The sequence below is a fragment of the Clostridium tepidiprofundi DSM 19306 genome (assembly GCF_001594005.1).
Classification (GTDB): Bacteria; Bacillota; Clostridia; order Clostridiales; family Clostridiaceae; genus Clostridium_AC; species Clostridium_AC tepidiprofundi.
The window spans coordinates 43750-67006 of sequence record NZ_LTBA01000011.1; the positions used below are offsets into that span (position 1 = coordinate 43750).

General features: G+C 29.3%; 16 protein-coding genes, 1 tRNA gene and 1 rRNA gene. 13 read left to right on the forward strand and 5 right to left on the reverse strand.

Annotation, left to right across the window (positions count from 1 at the left end):
* Positions 1-132: 132 nt before the first annotated feature.
* Positions 133-1872: an ATP-dependent metallopeptidase FtsH/Yme1/Tma family protein gene (locus tag CLTEP_RS06505; protein WP_066824338.1), complete on the reverse strand. Its 1740-nt coding sequence runs from the start codon at positions 1870-1872 to the stop codon at positions 133-135.
* Positions 1873-2207: 335 nt separating this feature from the next.
* Here CLTEP_RS06505 and CLTEP_RS06510 point away from each other — a divergent pair, with 335 nt between their 5' ends.
* The 5 genes from CLTEP_RS06510 to clpB all read left to right on the forward strand — a co-directional run bounded on the left by CLTEP_RS06510 (position 2208) and on the right by clpB (position 9109).
* On the forward strand, positions 2208-3287 hold the full coding sequence (locus tag CLTEP_RS06510) for a YkvA family protein (protein ID WP_066824340.1): 1080 nt from the start codon (positions 2208-2210) through the stop codon (positions 3285-3287).
* A 76-nt stretch (positions 3288-3363) separates the two neighbouring features.
* The gene (locus CLTEP_RS14380) at positions 3364-3540 is read left to right on the forward strand and encodes a YtxH domain-containing protein (RefSeq protein WP_084364719.1); all 177 of its coding nucleotides are present in this window, start codon (positions 3364-3366) and stop codon (positions 3538-3540) included.
* A gap of 309 nt (positions 3541-3849) precedes the next feature.
* A complete protein-coding gene (locus CLTEP_RS06515) occupies positions 3850-5154 on the forward strand; it encodes a helix-turn-helix transcriptional regulator (protein WP_066824343.1) in 1305 nt (434 codons plus the stop codon).
* A 22-nt stretch (positions 5155-5176) separates the two neighbouring features.
* On the forward strand, positions 5177-6442 hold the full coding sequence (locus CLTEP_RS06520; protein WP_066824345.1) for a helix-turn-helix domain-containing protein: 1266 nt from the start codon (positions 5177-5179) through the stop codon (positions 6440-6442).
* A 66-nt stretch (positions 6443-6508) separates the two neighbouring features.
* Positions 6509-9109, forward strand: a complete 2601-nt coding sequence (clpB, locus tag CLTEP_RS06525; protein WP_066824347.1) for an ATP-dependent chaperone ClpB — start codon at positions 6509-6511, stop codon at positions 9107-9109.
* 166 nt (positions 9110-9275) lie between these two features.
* On the opposite strand, the gene CLTEP_RS06530 is transcribed toward clpB, so the two are convergent.
* From CLTEP_RS06530 to CLTEP_RS06540, 3 genes are read right to left on the reverse strand one after another with little or no spacing between them, the layout of a single operon-like run.
* Complete coding sequence (locus tag CLTEP_RS06530; RefSeq protein WP_066824349.1) at positions 9276-10007, reverse strand: type 1 glutamine amidotransferase; 732 nt, start codon at positions 10005-10007, stop codon at positions 9276-9278.
* A 38-nt stretch (positions 10008-10045) separates the two neighbouring features.
* Positions 10046-11401, reverse strand: a complete 1356-nt coding sequence (locus tag CLTEP_RS06535; RefSeq protein WP_066824351.1) for a Mur ligase family protein — start codon at positions 11399-11401, stop codon at positions 10046-10048.
* Positions 11402-11409: 8 nt separating this feature from the next.
* Positions 11410-12663 (reverse strand): CapA family protein, encoded by a 1254-nt coding sequence (locus CLTEP_RS06540; RefSeq protein ID WP_066824354.1) that lies wholly within the window; start codon positions 12661-12663, stop codon positions 11410-11412.
* Positions 12664-12951: 288 nt separating this feature from the next.
* On the opposite strand from CLTEP_RS06540, the gene CLTEP_RS06545 reads away from it, so the two are divergent.
* The 7 genes from CLTEP_RS06545 to CLTEP_RS06575 all read left to right on the forward strand — a co-directional run bounded on the left by CLTEP_RS06545 (position 12952) and on the right by CLTEP_RS06575 (position 20737).
* Complete coding sequence (locus CLTEP_RS06545) at positions 12952-14778, forward strand: tetratricopeptide repeat protein (protein WP_066824357.1); 1827 nt, start codon at positions 12952-12954, stop codon at positions 14776-14778.
* Between the two features lie 256 nt (positions 14779-15034).
* Complete coding sequence (gene pckA / locus CLTEP_RS06550) at positions 15035-16615, forward strand: phosphoenolpyruvate carboxykinase (ATP) (RefSeq protein ID WP_066824360.1); 1581 nt, start codon at positions 15035-15037, stop codon at positions 16613-16615.
* A gap of 357 nt (positions 16616-16972) precedes the next feature.
* Entirely contained in the window at positions 16973-18133 is a 1161-nt protein-coding gene (locus CLTEP_RS06555) for a hypothetical protein (protein WP_066824363.1), read from the forward strand.
* Positions 18134-18216: 83 nt separating this feature from the next.
* Entirely contained in the window at positions 18217-19020 is an 804-nt protein-coding gene (locus tag CLTEP_RS06560; RefSeq protein ID WP_066824394.1) for an undecaprenyl-diphosphate phosphatase, read from the forward strand.
* Positions 19021-19167: 147 nt separating this feature from the next.
* Positions 19168-19950: a serine hydrolase gene (locus CLTEP_RS06565; RefSeq protein WP_066824365.1), complete on the forward strand. Its 783-nt coding sequence runs from the start codon at positions 19168-19170 to the stop codon at positions 19948-19950.
* 586 nt (positions 19951-20536) lie between these two features.
* Positions 20537-20653, forward strand: a 5S ribosomal RNA gene (rrf, locus tag CLTEP_RS06570).
* Between the two features lie 9 nt (positions 20654-20662).
* Positions 20663-20737: transfer RNA gene (locus tag CLTEP_RS06575), tRNA-Asn, on the forward strand.
* A 624-nt stretch (positions 20738-21361) separates the two neighbouring features.
* Here the strand turns inward: CLTEP_RS06575 and CLTEP_RS06580 are convergent.
* Positions 21362-22255 (reverse strand): ComEC/Rec2 family competence protein, encoded by an 894-nt coding sequence (locus CLTEP_RS06580; RefSeq protein WP_066824367.1) that lies wholly within the window; start codon positions 22253-22255, stop codon positions 21362-21364.
* A 197-nt stretch (positions 22256-22452) separates the two neighbouring features.
* Here CLTEP_RS06580 and CLTEP_RS06585 point away from each other — a divergent pair, with 197 nt between their 5' ends.
* Positions 22453-23166 (forward strand): lysophospholipid acyltransferase family protein, encoded by a 714-nt coding sequence (locus tag CLTEP_RS06585; protein WP_066824369.1) that lies wholly within the window; start codon positions 22453-22455, stop codon positions 23164-23166.
* Positions 23167-23257 lie beyond the last annotated feature (91 nt).

Here is a 23257-nt window from a genome sequence, read left to right on the forward strand (position 1 = left end):
TGTTTACTTTTGTAAAGAATATATAATTTATACTTTTCAATGTATCTTTATTATATTGTATATTAAAGTTACATATTATACAATTAGAAAATATGAGATATACATAATAATTACTATTCTCTATTCTTTATATTATCGTAGTTTAATCAGGTCTTCATAATATAATGTTTCTTTTTCGATAAGTTTGTTTGCTAATTTTTCTAATGTTTCTTTATTTTTTACTAATATTGATTTTACATCTTCATATAAATTTTCGATTAGTTCTTTGCATTCTTTTAATGCTTCACCTTCACTTGAAATTCCATGTTTTTTAAGCTCAGATATGTTCAAAAGTCCTAAAGATTTTCCCATACCGTATTGTGTTACCATTGATGATGCTAATTCAGTACTCCTTTGAAGGTCATTGTAAGCTCCTGTTGTGATTTTGTCTTTGCCTAGCATTATTTCTTCGGCAGCTCGTCCGCCTAATAGAACCATTAATCTTTTTAATAGATAAGATTTATTTTGATGCATTTGATCTTCAGGAATGCTTAGAGTGTAGCCGCCTGCTCCATTTGTGCTTGGTATAATTGTAACTTTTGAAATCTTTTCGTTTGGAAGCACATTAAGTGTTATTAAAGCATGTCCAGCTTCGTGTATTGCTGTTATTTTTTTATCCTTTTCCTTTATATGATCTCTATTTATTTTTTCATAACCTGCTAATACTATTGAAAAGGCTTTATCCATATCTGAATCGTCTATGAATTCTTTATTGCTTTTGCATGCTAATATAGCTGCTTCGTTTACTAAGTTTTCCAATTTTGCACCTGAAAAATAAGAAGTTTTTTGGGCCCATTCTTTAATATTAATTTCTTTAGTCGGTTTATTTTTAAGATGCAGATTTAGTATTTTTTCTCTAGCAGCTACGTCAGGCAATGTGACTTCAATGTGTCTATCGAATCTACCGGGTCTTAATAATGCATTATCAAGCATGTCCAATCTATTTGTTGCTGCAATAACAATTATACCTTCTGTTTCATTAAAACCAGACATTTCAGTTAATAAAGCATTTAGTGTTTGATCTTTTTCATCAGAACCACCACTTGATCTTCCATTATCCCTTTTTTTACCTATTGCATCTATTTCATCTATAAATATAACAGCTTTTCCATGACTTCTTGCTTTTTTGAATAGATTTCTTATTCTACCTGCACCAACCCCTACGTAAATTTGAACGAAATCCGAACCAGATACCGCATAAAATGGAACTCCTGCTTCTCCTGCGACTGCTTTTGCAAGAAGTGTTTTTCCTGTTCCTGGTTCGCCATAAAGTATTATTCCTTTTGGCATTCTAGCACCGTATTTTAAATATTTTTCAGGTGACTTAAGAAAATCAACAACATCCTTAACGCTTTCTTTTGCTTCTTCGTTGCCTGCAACATCTTCAAATGTAAAACCTATATCTGAAACGGCTTCAGCATCTATTGATGAGGCCGCAAATAAACCTTTTGCTTTTACTTTTGAGTTTTTAATCATTAATACAATCATGAAAACAATTGAAATTACAAATATTGCGAGTGGTAATGATTCATTTAAAGAATTAAATGAGCTTTCATATACTTTTACGCCTTGTTTTAATAGAATTTCTTTAAAATTATTGGTTCTAGGATTATCAGTTTCGTAAATAGTTCCATTGGTTAATTTAACTTTAATTTTAGGTGAATCGGTTACATAAACAGTTGATACTTTTTTGTTTGATAAATCTGATATAAAGTTAATGTATAGCTTGTCTTTATTATTGATGAAACCAAAATTTAATATGGCAAACATGACTAGAGAAATAGCAGCTGTAACTAATGGAAAAATAAATAGTTTGTTTTTATTTTTATTCATATTATCACTCCCCATAATTTTTTAGTATGTTTATATATGAGTAGCAAATTACTGTTTTGTGAGATATTATAGTATTTTTGTGCTTCTTTTAGTGCTGCTAATAAGTAATAAACTACTGTTTTATAAAATAAGCTGAAATGCTGTAATATGAATTTTCCAACTTAATAAGTGTAGAAAAAACTTACGAGTGGTATTATTATATATTAAATATTGTATGTAAGTCCAACGAAAATCCTAAATGTTGGTTATGTAATTTTTGCAAAATTAGCTATTTCCTTAATTGGATAATTAATGTATACTAAAGGTGGTACAAATTTTATTTTGGGGGAATTTCAATGAATATTTCATCTGTTAATGTGGAAATAACTGAAAGAGATTTGCTTACTATAGTTGATGACGTTTTTAATGAATATATAGATTTAAAAGAATTATCGATAGATAATATTAATATAGGTGATAGCTTAAGTGTGCAGGGAAGATACAAAAAAGGAATTACAGTTTCTTTTTCGGCAGAGTTGATCATAAATGGTGTTGATGACAATATTATCAGTATAAATATTAAGACTATAAAAGTAGCTAAGCTTTATATATTGAATTCGCTTAAGAATTTAATATTAAAGATTGCTTTAAAGGATCTTAATGTTATAGGTATTTCATTTAAAGAAGGAAATTTGTATATTGATTTAAATAAGTTATCAAAAATTATTCCGTATGTAAACTTTGAAATCAAAAAGCTCGATACAGAAGCACATAAATTAAAAGCTCAAGTTGAAAATATAAATTATTTTAAGGACAAGCAAGTTGATACATTAGAGAGTTTGAAAAAGAGCAGTAAGTGTGGCACTGTTAAGGAAAATAATATTGAGAATAAGTATAATAAGTACAATAATGTTGATGAAGAGAATCTTAAAGATAAAATTTCGACAATAAATAATGAAAAGGAACAAGAATATAAAGAAGAATGTATAGATAATATTGATGAAAATATAAACAAAAAAGAGGATATATATAGTTGTTTAAAAAATAAGATAGAGGAAAGTATACCCGAGAAACATAAAAAAATAGCAGAGTATGCATTGATTTTACCAGATTTAATAGCATTGTTGATTAGATTGTTTAAGGATAAAAGGGTTAATATTAAGACAAAGGTTATAGTTGGAGGTATATTGACTTATTTGATTTCACCAATAGATATATTGCCTGACAATATTCCTATTATAGGAAGTATAGATGATATAGCAATTGCCTTTTTTGCACTCGATATGATTATCAATCAAGTGCCAGAGCAAATTATTCTAGAAAATTGGCAAGGTGAAGATGACATAATAAGAATAATAAAGGAAGGTATTGGGTATATTTCTGAATTGGTGGGTAAGAGGAGGATTATAAAGCTAATTAGATTTATAAATTTCTAAGACTCCTTTTTATGTTTAATAATTCAAAAAATACATATCCTAATAAATAAGAAGATTTAGAAAGGATGTGTAAAGTATGAGGGCAAGATATTTAAAAGGAGTTACTACTGGCATAATGATAGGTTTTACAGCTGGTATGATGCTTATACCACAGGCTGATAGATCTACAAGAAGAAAGATGAAAAAATCCGCTAGGGTGGTTAGAAATACTGCTGAAGATGTATATGATTATATGAAACACATAGTTAGATAGCTTTTGCTTGGTTCTCCAATATTCCCGCTTCTATAAGTGGGATATTGAAGCTTTTTGCTTCAGGTGGAGTGTTGAAGTTTTATATTACCAAAACGAGTTCACTTTTGAATAATGACTTCTTGTAGCTTATTATTGTTGCGAGGAGTCGTTTTGTGGTATTAAAAACAAGTACATATATAAGAAAATTAAAATTCTTAATATTTTATGGGATTTTTTGCAGTCAAAGCATAAATTGTGGTATAATAAAGGAAAATATTCTTTGCTTTGTTTAATATAATTAAATTTAGTTTATGAGAAGGAAGATTAATTATGGAAATATTGTCTTTAGGGGAAAAAATCAAAAGGAAAAGAAAAAGTCTTAATATGACTTTGAAGGACTTGGCAGGGGATAGGATTACACCAGGTCAAATTAGCTTAGTGGAGACAGGTAAATCAAATCCAAGCATGGATTTATTAGAGTATTTAGCAGAAGCATTGAATACTTCTGTCGAATATTTAATGGAATCAGAGGAAAGTCAAGCAGAAAATATTTGTATTTACTATGAGAACATTGCAGAGACATATTTGCTTGATGCTTCTTTGAGTCTAGCAGAGGAATATGTTGAAAAGTCCTTGTATTATGCAGAAAAGTATCATTTAGAGTATAGGAAAGCTAAGAATCTTTTTTTAAGGGGAAAGATTTGTATTAAGAAAGATGAATTAGGCATTGCACAACAATATTTATTATCTGCAAATGCAATTTTCATAAAAAATAATAAATATGAGGAAACTATAAATACATTTTTGAATTTAGGGATAATAACACTAAAGCTTAAGGCATATCATTCTTCGAGTAGTTATTTTAAGCAAGCTGAAAAGATATTTATAGATAATGATATAGGAAATGATTTTTTATTAGGAGAGATTTATTATTACATAGCATATACATTTTTCAAACTTGAGGATATGGATAATTCTATAACATACTCTTTTTTAGCTCAAGAAAAATTTAAAAAGATTAACAATAAAAGAGAATATGCAAAATCACTTATTTTGCTTTCGAAGGAATATGTCGAAAAAGGGGATATTAAAAATGCAATAACTTTTTCTCAAAAAGCTTTAAGAACATATAAGGAGTTGAATAATTCTTATTATATTTCTGAAATTGAAAATGATTTGGGTAAATTATTTTACGAATTTGATAATATTGAACAGTCTATGCTTCATTTGCAAAATGCTAAGAGCATAAGAATTAAGAATAATGATAATAAATTAGTTGATACTTTGGTGAATATTTGTAATAATTATATTAAACTCAAAGACATAGATGAAAGCAAAAAAGTGCTAAAAGAGATAATGAATCAAGTTGAAAATGGGAACAACAAAGCACTTATTAGATATTATTTGTTGAAGTACAGGATTGATTTATTGGAGAGTAAACATTTAGAAGCAGAAAATACATTGGCTATGGCACTTGAATTTGCGAAAAGTATGGAATACTTAGAAGAAGCTTCAGAGATTGCAATAACACTTGGAAAATATTACATTGATCACGGTAATGATAAAAAGGCAGCAAAATATTTGAATGAGGGTGTTGAAATGTTTAGAAAGCAGGGGATTATTAAGGATAGTTAAAGTTATGAATGGGTGATGGAATATGGAGATATTGTCAACGGGAGAAAAAATTAAAAGAGCTAGGGTGTTTAAAGGATATACGCTTAAACAGCTTTGTGGTGATAAGGTATCAGTTTCTAAAATGAGTTGTATAGAAAACAACAAAATTCAACCTGAAGATTGGATTATAAGATTTGTATGTGAGAAATTGGATTTGGATTATGATTATTTAAATGAATCTATAGAAGAACAATTAAATAATAATCTTAAGTATTTGAAGGATAACAAGGATATTCCTGAATACAAAGAAGAGATTAGTAAGAATTTGGATTATTGTGAAAAGTATGAACTCTTTGATATGGCTATTGAATTTATGCATATATTGTTTGACTATTGTTTGGATAAGGATAAAGTGGAAATACAAAGTTTATGCATTAAGTATTATGATTTATATCAAAAGGCATATAGTGAAAAAAATAGACTTGTTTTTTATATTGATATGGCAGCTTATTTTTATGAAAATAATGAGTATCAGCAAGCTATCAATTATTATAAAGATATTGAAAAATCTTTGTATGATAAACCAAATAAGAGCGATAAGGAATATCAAATATTGATAGTTGCATTGTACAATTCAGCAGCATCATATGTTATGACTAAAAATCACAAAAAAGCATATAATACTGCTATGAAGATTGAGGAGTTTATAGAGTTTGTTAATAAAGATTGGAAAAAAGCAGATATATATCATATGCTTGCAATGCTTTCTTTGAGATTAGATAATACTAAATTTGATTTTTATGAAAAGAAGTCATATGAATACTATAAGGATAATGATAAGCTTAAGGCACAGGCTATCTACAATTATGCGGTTGTTATGCTTGATATAGGATTGTTAGATAGAGGTGTTAGTTATATAAAAAAATGTCTTGAATATTTTCCGAAAGATGATATTATTTGTTTTGTAGATTATATGCTTATGTCTGTTGAGGAATTATTAGAAAGAGATTTTATTGATGAAGCTAGAGAGATTTGTGATAATGCATTGAATTATTCAATTAAAATGGATAATATTAAGCATATTGAGAAGGCATATTATTTTAAGGCTATTGTTTCGTATAAAAAAGGAGAATTTTCAATAGCAGAGATGTATATAAATTTAGCATTAGATGCTCTTTTGAAGTTCGGTACTAAGGAAGAAATTTATAAAAGATATATTTATATGGGAAATATGTATTATAAGTTAAATAATATTGCAGATTCATTAAAATATTTTGATTTGGCAGTTAGATTGCAGAAAAAGATGTGAGTTGTTTTTGGCTTACATCTTTTTGGCAATATAAAATTAGAAATAAAAATGGAAGGAGTTGATTTTATGGATATTGAAAAATTAACTGTAAAGGTTCAAATGGCTATTAATGATGCACATATGGTAGCTGTCAGATTTAATCATCAACAAATGGATAGTATTCACCTTTTTATGGCATTGATTTCTCAAGAAGATGGATTAGTGCCTAATATTTTATCAAAGATGGATATAAACGTTAAAAATATTGTTAAGGATACAGAAGAAGAATTGAATAGAATGCCTAAAGTATTAGGTGAGAGTGCACAAGCATCTAGTGTTTATCCTACAAGAAGATTTGAAGAGATTTTTATTAAAGCAGAGAAAATATCTAAGAGGTTTAAAGATTCATATATTAGTGTAGAACATGTTATGCTTGCAATAATGGATATAGATAAAAATAGTTCAGTTGGAAAGATATTAAATAGATATGATATTACTGAAAAGAGATTTTTAGAAGTATTATCAAGCATAAGGGGAAATCAAAGAGTTGAAACAAATGATCCAGAAGGAACTTATGAAGCTTTAGTTAAATACGGAAGAAACTTGGTTGAGGAGGCAAAGAAGCATAAGCTCGATCCTGTAATAGGGAGAGAGGATGAAATAAGAAGGGTAATAAGAATATTATCTAGAAGAACTAAAAATAATCCTGTTTTGATTGGAGAGCCTGGAGTTGGTAAGACAGCAATTGTAGAAGGTCTTGCTGAGAGGATTGTTAGAGGAGATGTTCCTGATGGATTAAGAGACAAAATTATTTTTTCTTTAGATATGGGATCATTAATAGCTGGAGCAAAGTTTAGGGGAGAATTTGAAGAAAGACTTAAGGCTGTTTTAAAGGAAGTTGAAAAGAGTGAAGGTAAAATAATTTTATTTATAGATGAGATTCATACAATAGTTGGTGCAGGTAAAACTGAAGGTGCTATGGATGCAGGAAATTTAATCAAACCAATGCTTGCTAGAGGGGAATTGCATTGTATTGGAGCTACAACTTTTGATGAGTATAGAAAGTATATAGAAAAGGATAAGGCGCTTGAAAGAAGATTTCAACAGGTAATTGTTGATGAGCCTACTGTTGAAGAAACTATTTCTATACTGAGAGGGCTTAAGGAAAAATTTGAAATTCACCACGGTATTAGAATTCACGACAATGCTATAGTAGCAGCAGGAAAGCTATCTCATAGATACATTACAGATAGATTTTTGCCTGATAAGGCAATAGATTTGATTGATGAAGCATGTGCAATGATAAGAACAGAAATAGATAGCTTACCAACAGAAATGGATGATGTTAGAAGAAAGATATTCCAGCTTGAAATAGAAAAGGAGGCATTATCAAAGGAAAAAGATAAACCTTCTCAAGAAAGATTGAAAGCAATAGAAAAAGAGCTTAGCAATTTGAGAGAAAAGGATGATGAATATACTGCTAAATATGAAAAGGAAAAAGCAAAAATTCAAGAACTTAGGGCTTTGAAAGAGAAGATTGATGAAGCAAAAGGCACTCTTGAAAAGGCTGAAAGGGAATATGATTTAAATAAGGTTGCTGAGATTAAGTATGGTGTTATTCCTGATTTAGAAAGGCAAATAGCAGAAAAAGAAGAACAATTAAAGGAATTTAGTGGTAATGCATTATTAAAACAAGAGGTTACAGAAAATGAGATATCTGAGATAGTTTCAAAATGGACCGGTATTCCTGTGAACAAATTGGTTGAAGGAGATAGAAAGAAGCTTTTAAGACTTGAAGATGAGCTTTCAAAAAGAGTTATTGGACAGGATGAAGCTGTAAAAGCTGTTTCAAATGCAGTTATTAGAGCTAGAGCAGGATTGAAAGATTCTAGAAGGCCTATTGGTTCATTTATATTCTTAGGACCAACTGGAGTAGGTAAGACACAACTTGCTAAGACACTTGCGAATACTCTTTTTGATAGTGAGGAAAATATTATAAGGATTGATATGTCAGAATACATGGAAAAATATTCGGTGTCAAGGCTTATAGGTGCTCCTCCAGGATATGTTGGTTATGAAGAAGGAGGGCAGTTGACTGAAGCTGTTAGAAGGAAACCTTATAGTGTAATATTATTTGATGAGATAGAGAAAGCTCATGATGATGTGTTTAATATATTCCTTCAGATACTGGATGATGGAAGATTAACCGATAATAAGGGGCAAGTTGTTGACTTTAAAAACTGTATAATAATAATGACATCGAATATAGGTAGTGGGTATTTGCTTGAAAATCTAAAGGGAGATAAAATTGATGATAATACAAAGGCTAAAGTTATGAATGAAATGAAGGCAAGATTTAAGCCGGAGTTTTTAAATAGACTTGATGATATTATCATGTTTAAGACGCTTAATATCAATGAAATCGAAAGAATTATTGATATATTTATTGATGATATAAGAGCTAGACTAAAGGATAAGAATATTACTCTTAAAATTACTGATAGGGCTAAGGAATTAATGGCAAAAGAAGGATATGACCCTATTTATGGAGCTAGACCACTCAAGAGATATATTGAGAATACGTTAGAAACAGCACTTGCTAGAAAAATAATAAAAGGTGAAATATATGAAGGTTCAGCTGTTGGAGTAGATGTTGTAAATGATAATATTGTTATTGAAAAGATATAAAAGTGGGAGTATTATAGGCTCGATAAAGATATGTGGCTAAAAGTGAAAGCTGTTTTAACAGTTTAATGAACAGAATCAATTAGTAAAATTGTCTAAAAGCAAAAGCTGTCCTTGCAAAGGGCAGCTTTTAAGCATACAATGGTTTATACTATTTTTAAATAGTATATTAATTATTTCCATTGGTTTCTCTTGTAATAATAAATTCTTTTGCCATCAGTTCTAGAGAATCATCAAGCATAGAGAGGGCAACCTCATCATATTTATTTTGTAGAGCTAATTTGAGGAGTCTATCGGCAAGTTCAGGATTTTTAGATAGAAGTGAACCGTGAAAATAGGTGCAAAATGTGTTTTTGTATATGCAACCTTCATAGCCATCTTCACCATTGTTACCGTACCCAATTATAACCCTACCAAGTGGTTTGAGGTTACCTATATAGGTTTTACCTGAATGATTTTCAAATCCAACATAGGTTTCATCGAATTCTTTATTGTATATTATTGTATTTCCTATAAATCTTTTTTTACCAGCTTCTGTATATATATCTAAAATTCCAAGACCTTTTAATTTCTCGCCAGATGGAGTTGTATAGTACTTGCCTAATAATTGGTATCCTCCACAAATACATAGAAAAACCTTTCCGCTTTCGATATATTCTTTAATAGCTGAGGCTTTGTTTTTTAATAAATCATCAGATACTATTGATTGTTCAAAATCTTGCCCTCCTCCGAAAAATACTATATCGTATTTTTCGGGTTCAAAAGCATCATTGATTGATATATTGATAATATTCACTTTTATATTTCTTTTTTCTGCTCTATGCTTTAATATCAAAATATTACCCATATCACCATAAACATTTAGTAGGTCAGGATACAGGTGACATATATTTAATTCCATATTGATCATCCTTTTTTAAAATTTGATTTCAATATTTTTTACCATAATTTTTTAATATATTTTCTATTGTATAAGAATTTTCTAAAATCAATCATTGCAGTGTACGTAGCAAGCAAATAAACTGTTTTTTCATCACATTTGATTATTTCACTTAACAGTGCTTCAAAGTCTTTGCACATATGAAATTTATCACTATTAAAACCTGCAATTTTTAATCTTACGGCTAAATCATATAATCTTATTCCTGATATCATTATTTTGTCTACGTTTAAAGAGGTTAATTTTTCAAAGTTTACATCCCATATCCAAGAAACATCTCTTCCATCAGCATAGTTATCATTTAGCATGAATGCTAAATTTATTTTGCTTTCATCAAGAGAAATGGCATTTATTGCTTGATCATATCCAGCAGGATTTTTTACTAAAATAATTTTCAACTCTTTATCTTCTATATTTATTGTTTCTTGTCTTCCAAAGCTGCTATTTTGTTTTTGAAGTGAATGCTTAATTACATTATTTTCAATATTAAGCACTCTTGATACAGTATATGCACAGAGTGCATTATATATATTATATGTTCCGGGTTGATTTATGGATATTTCATTATTGTTTATTTCAACTATTGAACCAGACTTTGATTGTTCAACTATTTTGTCTATATGATAATCTAATTCAGGTCGTTTATATCCGCAATTGGTGCAGTAATAATCACCAAGATGGTTATAGGTAACGAAGTTATATTTATAGTTACATTTGCAGAATTTACAAAATTTTGCATCAGCATTCAAATCCACAGATATTGTATCATCTATAGCACAGTTGAATCCATAATATATTTTTTTGTTTGGAACATCTATATTTCCTAAAAGAGATTCATCACCGTTTAATACTAAAAGGGATTTTGGTGACTTTTTAATGCCACACAGTATTTTTTCAAGTGTTGTATATACTTCACCATATCTATCTAATTGATCTCTAAAAAGATTGGTTATACATATTATTTCTGGTGAAATGTATTCTGTTATGTATTTTACATTTGCTTCATCAACTTCTATTACGGCATATTTAACGTTATTGTTTGTAAATTTATAATTATCTACAAAACAAGCGGTTATACCTGAAAACATATTAGCACCAGAGCTATTGGTAATTACTTCTTGATTGGTGCTTGAAATAATATTGTAAATCATATTTGTTGTAGTTGTTTTACCATTAGTTCCTGTAATCAATATTACTTTGTAATTTTTTGATATTGTATTTAGAATATTTTTATCGATTTTAAGTGCAACTTTTCCTGGGAAATTTGTACCTCCTTTTAAAAATGTTTTTGACATCTTTAAAATTAATTTTGATGTTATAATGCTAATAAATGATTTCGCTTGTATTTTAAACACCACCTTGCTTATTTTAAATCGCTTATGTTTATTATGTGATAATCATCATTGTCTACTTTAAAACCATAACTGGGTGTGATAGAAGTAAGTTTCTTAAAGAATCTTTTCTTTTCATCACCATATAATGGAGTTGGACAGTAATCATTTATATTTTTAACCGAAGAAACACTGCATGGAATAACTCTAATTCCTAGTCTTATAAGTTTAGAGTTTTTAAATACATATTTATGTTGAAGAATAAAGGTATCCTTGTCCTTAGGATTATTATTCCCTCCAAAACAGAAATTACCTAAACTATAGCAAATAAATCTGTTCTTGTATTTTTCTATGCACTGTATAACATGAGGATGATGGCCTATTATAATATCGGCACCATAATCAATTGCTAAATGCGCTATTTGCCTTTGATATGATTCTGGTGCATAATGATTTTCCTTTCCCCAGTGTATGTTGATTATTACAATGCAATTCTGCTCTTTTAGATATTCAATGTCTTTTTTTAATTTGTTTTTGAATTGAGGGGTAATACCCCATGCCTTATATCCTAAAAATCCAAATTTTTCACCTTTAATATTTTTGATAAGTTTATTGTCCATTCCAAAATATTCAATGTTTTCATTTTTAAGAGCTTCTAGTGTATCATCAAATCCTTTTTGTTTATAATCAAATGTGTGATTGTTTGAAACATTTACTGATTCAATTGATCCCTCTTTTAGTATTTTAGCATAGCTAGGAGGAGCTTTAAAGGTAAAAAGTTTATTGGCTTTATCATTTGAATTTGTAAATGTGGTTTCTAAATTTGCAGTTGTGTAGTCATCGTTGCTCAAATAATTAACTACATTTTTGAAAAAGTATGAATAATCGCCTTTTTGCTTATTAAAAACATCTGTGAAAGTATGCCAAGAGAACTTTTCATCAGTTCCTATGGTGCAATCTCCAACTGAAGATATAACAACTTCAGTAGTATTGTCTTCTTTTTTATTATCTATGTTATTTTCATATTCACCTTTATTTGTTGTTTTATTGTTTTTAATATCTGATTCATTATCATTATTTGTTATTTTATCTGTTGTGTCGCTTGGTGTGTTTTTAGGTATAACAATATTACCTAGTTCGTTTTTGTTATTAGTGCTTCTAGACTTATTTGATACAAAATAAATTCCAAATAGAGCAATTATAATAATTACAGATGTAATGAAAGCTATATTACGTCGTCTTTTTTTTCTTTCATTAATTAATCTCTTTCTTCTAGAATTTCGCATTATTTCACCTCACAAACTTTTTACAGGAGCTAGTATAAATTTCCAATATATAATCGCTAGTTGCTAGTACAGATTTACAACTTGATTACTATATACTTAAAATTACCTACTAGCAACTGGTCAACTAGCATTCTAGCCCTGAAGAAATTACACAGTAATATTGTATATCAATAATAGTGTGTTGTCTAACATTTTACATAAATAATTATTTTTTTCAAGTTTAACCTGTGGAAATTTTTATATTAATTTGTTAGAATATTATTATATAACTGAAACGAGGTGAAATATGTGAAATTGTATGGAAAAGATAAAAAAGAAATGTTTTTATCGGTTATAGGGATTGTTTCAGCATTGTTGATTTCATTTAGTCTTATTCAATATAGAGAAAGAGTATTAGGAAATGGTAATATAAATTTAGTTATGAGTAGGGAAGCTAGATTGAATGCATTGAGTGAACAGGCGAGTAGTTACTACTACAATGAAAACTACGATGATGCAATAAAAGTGTATAATGATTTGCATGAAAAAGATAATGAAAATCCATTGTGGTTTGCTAAAATTGCTGAAATTTATTCGGTTAAAGGTGAAATTGAAAAGTCGGAGGAATACATTACTAAAGCTAAAGAACTCAAAAATATGAATGAGAATACTTTGAATTATATAATTTTCACTGAATACATGAATGGCAAGTATGCGGAGGCTTTAGTTGATGGCGAGAAGGCACTTAAGAAGTATCCTGATAATAAAAAACTGCGAGAAATAATGTATGTAGTATATATGAATAACAATAAAGTCGATAAAGCATATGAATTAATAAAGAGTTATCCTGTAGATTTAAATTCTTCTTATGATACTGCAACTTATGCAAGAATGCTTTTGTTGATTGGTGAAAAAAGCAAAGGTTATCAAATGCTCAAAAAGGCATGGGATATTGATAAGGATGAATATAAAATTTACGATGTATTGGCTCAGATAGCAGTTTATAATCAGGATTCATTACTGAAAGATATTACTGAATTAAGCGAGAAGAATAGTTCTGATGATGCATATAAAGTTTGGCTTGCTAAAATTTATTCAAAAGCAAAGGGTACATCTGATATGGCTATTAAACTATTGAATGAAGTTAAGGGCGATGATGTGGGTGAAATAGAGGTCAAATTAATTGAGGCATATGCTCTTCAAAATGTTGGTCAGAATGATAAAGCAGATATCATAATTGATAACATTATTAGTAGTAACAAAGAGGATTTTAGAGTTTACCATACTGCATCGTGGTATTATTTGGGGAAAAATGATTTTGAAAAGGCTTTGATTTATTGCAAAAAGTCCATTAAAGCAAATCCAAATTATCCTGATAATTATGGATTTTTGATGCCTGCGATATTGGACAGTATTAGAGATTATGAAAAGAATAAAACTGTTAAGCTTAATGGAGCAGATAAATTCAATAAAATTGACAAAGCAGATGAATTTAATAAAACAGGTAAACCGTATCTTAGAACTGCACTTATGCTGGAGCCTTATAATTATAATATTATGCTTAATATTGCTAATCATTGGTATGAAGAGCATGATTTATATAAAGCACTTAAATATTTTACTCTTGCTGAAAGTGTTAAACCGGATGACCCAGAAATTAAGTATAGTATGGCTTCTATACATATACAAAAAAGAGTACAATATTTGAGTGATAATGCGGATAAGAAACTTGTTCATGAAGAAGAGGAAAAAGCTATTGAGTTGTTAAAAGAGTGCAATAAATTAAGTGAAAATGATCCTGTACCTAAGTATCACAGGACATTAGGTACTCTATATATGTTACAGGGCAAGTCCAAGGAGGCTATTGAACAAATTAGATTGGCATATCATGCAGATGAAAGTGATGTTTTAAATCTAAACAATGCAGGATGTTATTATATAACTATGGGAGATAATCTTGAGAGGGGTTACTATAATCTTTTGAAAGCATACGAAGGATTAAATGATTCTCTTGATCAGTATGTGATTGATATTATTACGGAGAATTATCAGAAAGCAAATAAATTAGTTCATGAATATTATAATGGTAAGGATAATGAAATAATTCATATTCCTGACTTTCAATTATTTTATTAAATAACATGCTTTTGCATGTTATTTTTTTAAATAATGACAAATGTGCTACACAAATAATTCATTTCTAGTTAAATGTATAACAAATATCATGAAAAATAATAATATATTTTGCAAATATACTTGAATTTTTTTATAAATAATGTATTATTATAAGTACATGTGGAAAATATGTTATTGCGATAAGAAATATAACAATTAATATTTGGGGGGTGAAGGGTTCTTATTACAATGACTTTTTTAATAAGAACAGTATATTATGGTAAATATAATAGAAGAATTGGAGAAATTAAATATCAAAACATCTAAAAATGTATATAGAAATTTATCAATACCTAAATTGATAGAAAAAGCTGTTATTAATGGAGAAGGTGTATTAACTGAAACAGGGGCATTAGATGTAAAAACTGGTAAATATACAGGTAGATCACCCAAGGATAGATTTATAGTTAGGCATGAGAGTATAAATGATAAAATCAATTGGGGTGATGTTAATCTACCAATAGAAGAAGAGATATTCAATAATTTATATAATAAGGTTACCGAATATATTTCTGATAAAGAATTATATGTTTTTGATGGTTATGCAGGTGCTATGGAAGAATATAGACTTCCTATAAGAGTAATAAATGAGCTTGCTTCACAAGCATTGATTTCGAATCAATTATTTAGAAGACCTACAAAAGAACAGTTAGAAGACCATAAACCTGAATTCACAGTAGTTGTAGTACCGGGATTTAAATGTAAAGGTAAACAAGATGGTGTTAATTCAGAGGCCTTCATATTCATAGATTTTAACAAAAAGATGGTAGTTATAGGTGGAAGTCAATATGGGGGAGAAATAAAGAAAAGCATATTTTCAGTAATGAATTTTTTGATGCCAGAGAAAAATGTTTTTCCTATGCATTGCTCAGCTAATATTGGTAAAGATGGAAATACGGCAGTATTTTTTGGACTATCAGGTACAGGAAAGACTACGCTTTCAGCTGATCCTGAGCGAAAATTAATAGGTGATGATGAGCATGGTTGGTGTGACAAGGGGATTTTTAATTTTGAGGGAGGTTGCTATGCAAAAACAATAAGATTGGATAAAGATAATGAAAAAGAAATATATGGTGCTCTTAGATTTGGCTCGGTATTAGAAAATGTTGTTATAAATGAAGAAGGACGCCCTGATTATGATGATGCAAGATATACTGAAAATACTAGAGGAGCTTATCCTATTGAGTACATACCTAATGCAGAACTATCAGGGATAGGTGGACAACCAAATACAGTGATATTTTTAACGGCAGATGCCTTTGGAGTATTGCCACCAATATCTAAACTTACAAAAGAAGCTGCAATGTATCATTTTATGTCAGGGTATACAAGCAAGTTGGCAGGAACTGAAAGAGGAATAACTGAGCCAGTTGCTACATTTTCAGCTTGTTTTGGAGAGCCTTTCATGTTGATGAGCCCTTATGTTTATGCAAAACTATTAGGGGAAAAAATTGATAAATATAATACTGAGGTATATTTGGTTAATACAGGATGGTCTGGAGGAGGTTATGGAGTAGGTTCAAGAATGAGACTTTCATATACAAGAGCAATGGTAAAAGCAGCTCTTGAAGGGAAGCTTAAAGAAGCGGAATATATAAAAGATGATGTATTTCAACTCCTTGTTCCTAAAGAAGTGCCGGGAGTACCATCTGAAATATTGAATCCTAAAAATACATGGCAAGATAAAGAACAGTATGATATTAAAGCAAATGAGCTTGCTAAAAAATTTGAAGAGAATTTCAAGAGATATAAAAATGTTCCAGATGAAATAGTGAATGCAGGCCCTATTTCTAAGTGAACTCGTTTTGCTAAAGTAAAACATCGAGACTTCAGGTGGAGACTCTACTCCATCTGAAGCAAAAGATTCAATCTCTCACTTCTATAAGTGGGAGTCTTGTAAAATCGATAAATGAGATTGCCCCTTAGGGGGCAATTTTTTTATGAAAAAATTTGATAATTCACTATAATAATAGTAAGCTATATGTAGTACAGAATTTCAGAATATGGTGAAGTTTATGATTACTGTGTAATTTTTTTAAATGTTGGAATGGCTTCATTTAAGTTAAGTATGAGTTTAAGTGAAACTATAAGTTATCATTTTGACATATATTTTCAATATTATATTAAAATTAGAAGTAATAGGGGAGATGATATAGTGAAAAAAATGTTACCTAGGGTTATTGCATTTATTATTATAACGGTTGTTTTGTTGGCAAGTTCATTGAAGGGATGTATTATGAGACAAAATTCAGAGAAAAGGCTTAATATTGAGGTTACAAAATGGGATAACTTTTATGAAGGAAACAATATTCACTTTTACTATATGAATTTTAATGATGATATTGTAGTGGATTTTGGCAAAAAATATAGATTAGACAAGCTTGTTAACAATGAAAATGATTTAATTACAGCATTAAATTATTTAATATGGTTACATGATAAAACAAATATTATTAACAAAATTGGTGATAATAAAGAAGCTAAATATATAGAATTGAATAGCGAGAAAAAAATTAATGTTTCTAGTGAAGAATTCAAGTCGTTATTTACTGAGGGAATTGCTTTTTTAAATATTTACGCAAGGTCAGGTATTCTACGAACAGAAAATGTCATTAAAGGAAATGGTGCATATAAGGTGTTTGAGGTTTGGAGCAAAAAATATGGCAAATGGATTATGGTGGATGTTTTAAATGAGAATATAATGGAAAGAAATGGACAACCACTAAGTGCTATAGATGTTATATATAATGGAATAGAAAATGTTAATGCTATTGATGCAAAAAAAATTGTATCGCTTGAAAACGAAACATATTCATATGATAAAAAAGACAGCAAGTATTTGTCTAAAATGGAAAAGTATTTTTGGTCATATTCTATTCCAATTAACAATAACAATGATAATAAGAATGTTAACGCTTATATAACATTTATTCCAAAGGGTAAAATTCCTCAAATTTGTACGAAGGAAGGATTTATTCCGCCAACAGTTTTTGTTAATGATAAATCTATGTTTAATATTTCGCCATTAGTAAAGTATGTAAATAATAAAACAGATGATAAAATTACTTTTATTTTGTCAAAATCAAAGGAAGACAGTAAGAAAGGAGTGGTATCGTTTATAGGGGGTGCATTTAAAAATAGTGTTCAGGTAAAAGATTATTTTTATTCGATTAATGGACATGACTGGATAAATGTAAACGAGAATTATTTCTTCGAGTTTGATGTTAAACCGGGTGAGAATACAATAAGTATTTCTAAAGATGGGAAAAATGTAGAACGCAAAATAGTTTTACAGAATAATATAAGAGTTGATTAGTTTTGAATATATAGTATAATGTGTAATTGGGACTAATTATTTTTACAATTATAAGAGAAGGAGATTTGGATATGACTTTAAACTTGATTTTGATTTTAAAAGCTATAATTGTGGGAATTGTTGAAGGAATAACGGAGTTTTTACCAATTTCATCTACGGGACATATGATTATTGTGGGGAATTTCATAAATTTCAAAGGTGAATTTGCAAATTTATTTGAAATAGTAATTCAGCTTGGTGCCATACTTGCAATAGTGGTTTTGTATTGGAAAAAAATATGGAGTTCATTAGTAGGATTTTTTAAATTGGAGAAGAAAGGTTTAAAGTTTTGGACGAACATAATTGTTGCGTTTATACCAGCAGCTGTTTTAGGAGTACTATTTGCTGACAAAATAGACCAGTTGCTTTTTTCGCCTGTTCCTGTTGCAATAGCATTGATAGTTGGAGCTATAATGATGATAATTATTGAGAATAGATTTAGGGATAATTATGTTACGCCTGATGTGGATGAGATTAATTTAAAACAAGCTTTTAAAATAGGATGTTTCCAATGTTTAGCTTTGTGGCCTGGTATGTCAAGGTCAGCTTCAACTATAATGGGAGGATGGATTACTGGTTTGTCCACAGTGGCTGCAGCAGAATTTTCGTTTTTTCTTGCTATACCAACAATGTTTGGGGCAACTGCTTATTCGCTTATGAAAAGCGGTTTTACTCTTACATCAAATGAAGTGTTTACTTTAGTAGTTGGATTTATTGTATCATTTTTGGTTGCACTTATAGTTGTTGATAAATTTATAGGCTATTTAAAGAAAAAGCCAATGAAGGTATTTGCGGTATACAGGTTGTTTGTAGGAGTTATAATTTTATCATTTGCTTTTTTTATATAAGATTATAATTTTTTGAAAATTGACTATAAACAAGATTAATATTATAATAACAGTGATGGTGAAAATTCAATATTTAAAATAATTAGACAGTTTGATGAGGCTTTGTTTCTGTTTAATGTATATTGATGTGGAGGGTGGATAATTTTTATGAAGGAACTTAAAAGATATCTTGATTCAAGGAAGGGCAATTTTAGTTTTTATTTTGAAGATTTGAAAGATGGTTATGTTTATGGATTTAATGATTTGGTGAAAATGCCATGTGCAGGATGTATTAAATTACCAGTTGCTATGGCGTTGTTTAAAGAAATTGAAAACAATAAATTTTCTTTAGATACAAATATCAGAATAGGAAAAGATGATATAGAAGAGGGAGCTAGTGGAATAATACATGAATTTAAAGAAAAGGATTATACTTTGCTCGAATTATTAATTGCAATGTTAATTCAAAGTGATAATACTGCTGCAAACAAGATTATTGACTTGATAACTAAGGAAAGAATAAATGAAATATTTTTAGATATGGGCTTAAATGATACAAAATTGGTTAGGAAAACTTCTGATAGATTGAGTACTGATGATGAAGGTGAAAATTATAGTACAAGTTTTGAATTATCAAAATGTTATAAAATATTATATGAAGGTTCTTATTTGAATAAGGAACATAGTGAAAGACTTTTAAAAATATTAAGAAGACAGCAGAGAAGGAACAAAATACCGTTTTATATTCCAAAGAAAGAATGGTGTAGTATTGCAAATAAAGCAGGAAGGCTAGATGGAATCGAGGCTGACAGTGCACTGTTGACTGTTTCCAAGGGGGATTTTATTTTTACTGCAATGAGTTGCAATTTGCCAAATAATGTTTATGGAATAACAACAATTGCTCGTATTTCAAAAATGATGTGGGATATTGTAAATATGAATTGGAAATAAGTTTATCAATTACCGAAGAATGTCTAGAGGCATTCTTTAATTTTTTGTCTTTAATTCGTAATTTAGATTTTTATCATATATTAAAATGAAAAAATGCAGCATGTAGAGATTTTTATAGTGAATATTAATACAAAATATATGTATATTAAATATAAATATAAATATTGCATATTACGAATTGAAGTTTTCTATTTAAATCATAGACAAGCGAATCTTAATCTATTAAATGTAAAATAAGATTTTAGTGTGATTTTAAATCATTATCTAATATAGGAAAATAGTAAAATTAAATATTACAATAGGAAATATATTAGCTACAATTGATTTAGAGCTGTTTATAATAACTGGTATAAAAAAATAAAAAAAATATTGACAAAGCTCAAAGTATTTAATATAATATGATTGTCGTTAGTCGATATAAAGTTCATTAACAAGTTAAGTATCTGGTAGTTATAGCGTAAAGGGTTAAATGTCTAAATGACATTTAACGAGTAATTTAGCAAATCTGTGATTTGCGTTAAGAATTACTCCGGTTGCCACCAAGTCAGCTCTATGTTTAATATAGGGTTTATTAACAAGTTAAGTATCTGGTAGTTATAGCGTAAAGGCAACACCCGTTCCCATTCCGAACACGAAGGTTAAGCTTTGTAGCGCTGATGGTACTGCATGGGAGACTGTGTGGGAGAGTAGGTCGCTGCCAGGTAAAAAACGTTCCACGGTAGCTCAATGGTGGAGCACTCGGCTGTTAACCGATAGGTTGGAGGTTCGAGTCCTCTCCGTGGAGCCATTTTTTTGTTTTTTGGAGCTATTTTTGTTTTTGATGAAAAAGACCCATTCAGAAAACTTTAATTAGTGAATAGAGAATTTTAATTAGTGAATAGAGAATAGTAAAGGTTGAAATTGCTACGCAATTTCTTTAATAAAGAGTACCAGTGGTTAGTTTCGAAATTACTGTGTAATTTCTTCAATAGTAGATTGCCAGTTGGCTAGTTTGCTAGTGGTCAGCTAAAGTTGAAATCGTTACACGATTTCTTAAATGTAATATAAGGCATTTTCAAAAAATAACTAGTCAGTATGTTAGTCTATTTTGCGAACTACTTCATCGTTGGAACCCGTTGATAGAACCTACTATCAGCGGAACCCAACTCTTTGTATTTCACAAAATATACGTCGCATCTTTGACTTGTTATTTTCTTTCAAATGCCTAAAAAACATTTGCCGATTGTAAGCATATAACAATCAAGTCATAAATCTGTTTTAGCAATCTAGCCGTCTGGAAAACTAGCAAACTTGTGTAGTATTCCCCAACATCTTTTTTATCTCCTAGTATCTAATATGCAGATACTGGTAGTCAGATACCAAATCTGTATTGGAAGCTGGGGATTAGAGATTGGAGATTGGATACTAAGATTTAGTTGTGGTTTTTTAGTTTGAATATTGATTTTCCATCGCTTATTAAAATTATTGTTCCATCTAGGTCAGTTCTAAATATTTTACATCCTATCGAATTTAATCTTTTTAAAACATTTTTATGAGGATGACCATATTCATTACCTTTTCCGCAGGAAATCACAGCAATTTTAGGATTTACAGCTTTTAAAAAGCTTTGAGTCGATGATGTATTGCTTCCATGATGGCCAACTTTTAAGACATCAGATCTTATATTATACCCTTTTGAAAGTATTTCTTTTTCGCTTGTTTTTTCTGCATCTCCTGTGAATAGAAAACTTGAATTTTTATAAGTAACTTTAAGCACAACAGAATAATCATTCAGCTTTTCGTATTTTTTGCTATTAGGAGCTACAATCTCGCATTTGACATTATTGTCTAGCTGAAATATCATTCCTCCTTTGGCAGTTTTAATGGAGAGTTTTTTCTTCTTTAAAGCAACAAGCATTTTTTTGAATGTATTTGTTGATGTTGTAACTTTAGGAGCTATAAATGTGCCAATATCAAATGAATCAATTATTTTATACATTCCACCAATATGATCTTCATGGGGGTGAGTAGCAATAATATAATCTATTTTTTTAACACCTAAACTTTTTAAGTAATTACATACTCTGTTTTTATATTTTCCTGAGCCAGCATCAATTAACATGAATTTATTATTCATCTGAATTAGTTCACAATCACCTTCACCTATATCTATATAATGCACAATAAGTTTATCATTAAGATTTGCATTATTTAGCACATTTATTGAATTGTTTGTTCTGTTAAATAAAAATTTATATGTTGAGGACATAATTACTAATATAGCTATTAATATAAGAGTAATACTATGTTTCTTGTGTGAACTCATATGAAAATTCCCCTTTCATCGTACAGTAAAAATATCAATTTATAATGAAGTTGTATAACCACATTCTATCACATAATATTTACCATGTCGATTTGTATTATTATAATTATTAATGATTGAATAAAACAATATAAGTATGTATAATTTATATATAGCTATAAAAATTACTAGAATAGAATTTGAAAGGATTTGAGAGAATGAAAAGGTTTCTTTTTTATAGTTCGTTTATTGCTTTTTTAATAAAAGCCAATTTTTACAAGATTAAATATGAAAAAATTAAGAAAAGAGATATTGATGAGGCAAATAGGTATCTTGATGAGGTTGTTATGGAATGGGCAAATTTTGTAATCGATAGTATAGGTATTGATTTAGAGGTTATAGGAAGAGAAAATATACCAAACAAGAGTTGCTTATTTGTTTCAAATCATCAAAGCAATTTAGATATTCCAGCATTGCTTTCTGCTGTGGGCAAGCCGATAGGGCTTGTTGCGAAAAAAGAGATGGAAAAGTTACCTATAATGCCTTACTGGATGAATGAAATGCACTGTGTTTTCATTGATAGGGAAAACCCTAGAGAAGGATTAAAGGCAATTAATAAAGGGGCTGAGAATTTAAAACAAGGTTATAGTATGGCTATATTTCCAGAGGGGACAAGGAGTAAAGGAAGTAAAATGGGTGAATTTAAAAAAGGAAGTCTAAAGATGGCTTTAAAGGCTAAAGTTCCTGTAGTGCCTGTAACAATAGATGGTACTTATAAATCACTTGAAGCATATGATAAAAAAAGCAAAAGGTTTGATGTTAAAATTATATTTGATAAGCCTATAGAGGTTAAAGAGCTTTCAAGGGAAGAATCTGCTAAGTTATTAGAAGATGTAAGAGATATAATAGAAAAGAATTTGAAAGAAAAATAAAAACACGGATTTAAATCCGTGTTTTTATCGATTTTACAAGACTCACACTTCTATAAGTGGGAGATGAATAACACCATTTTTGAAAGGGTTC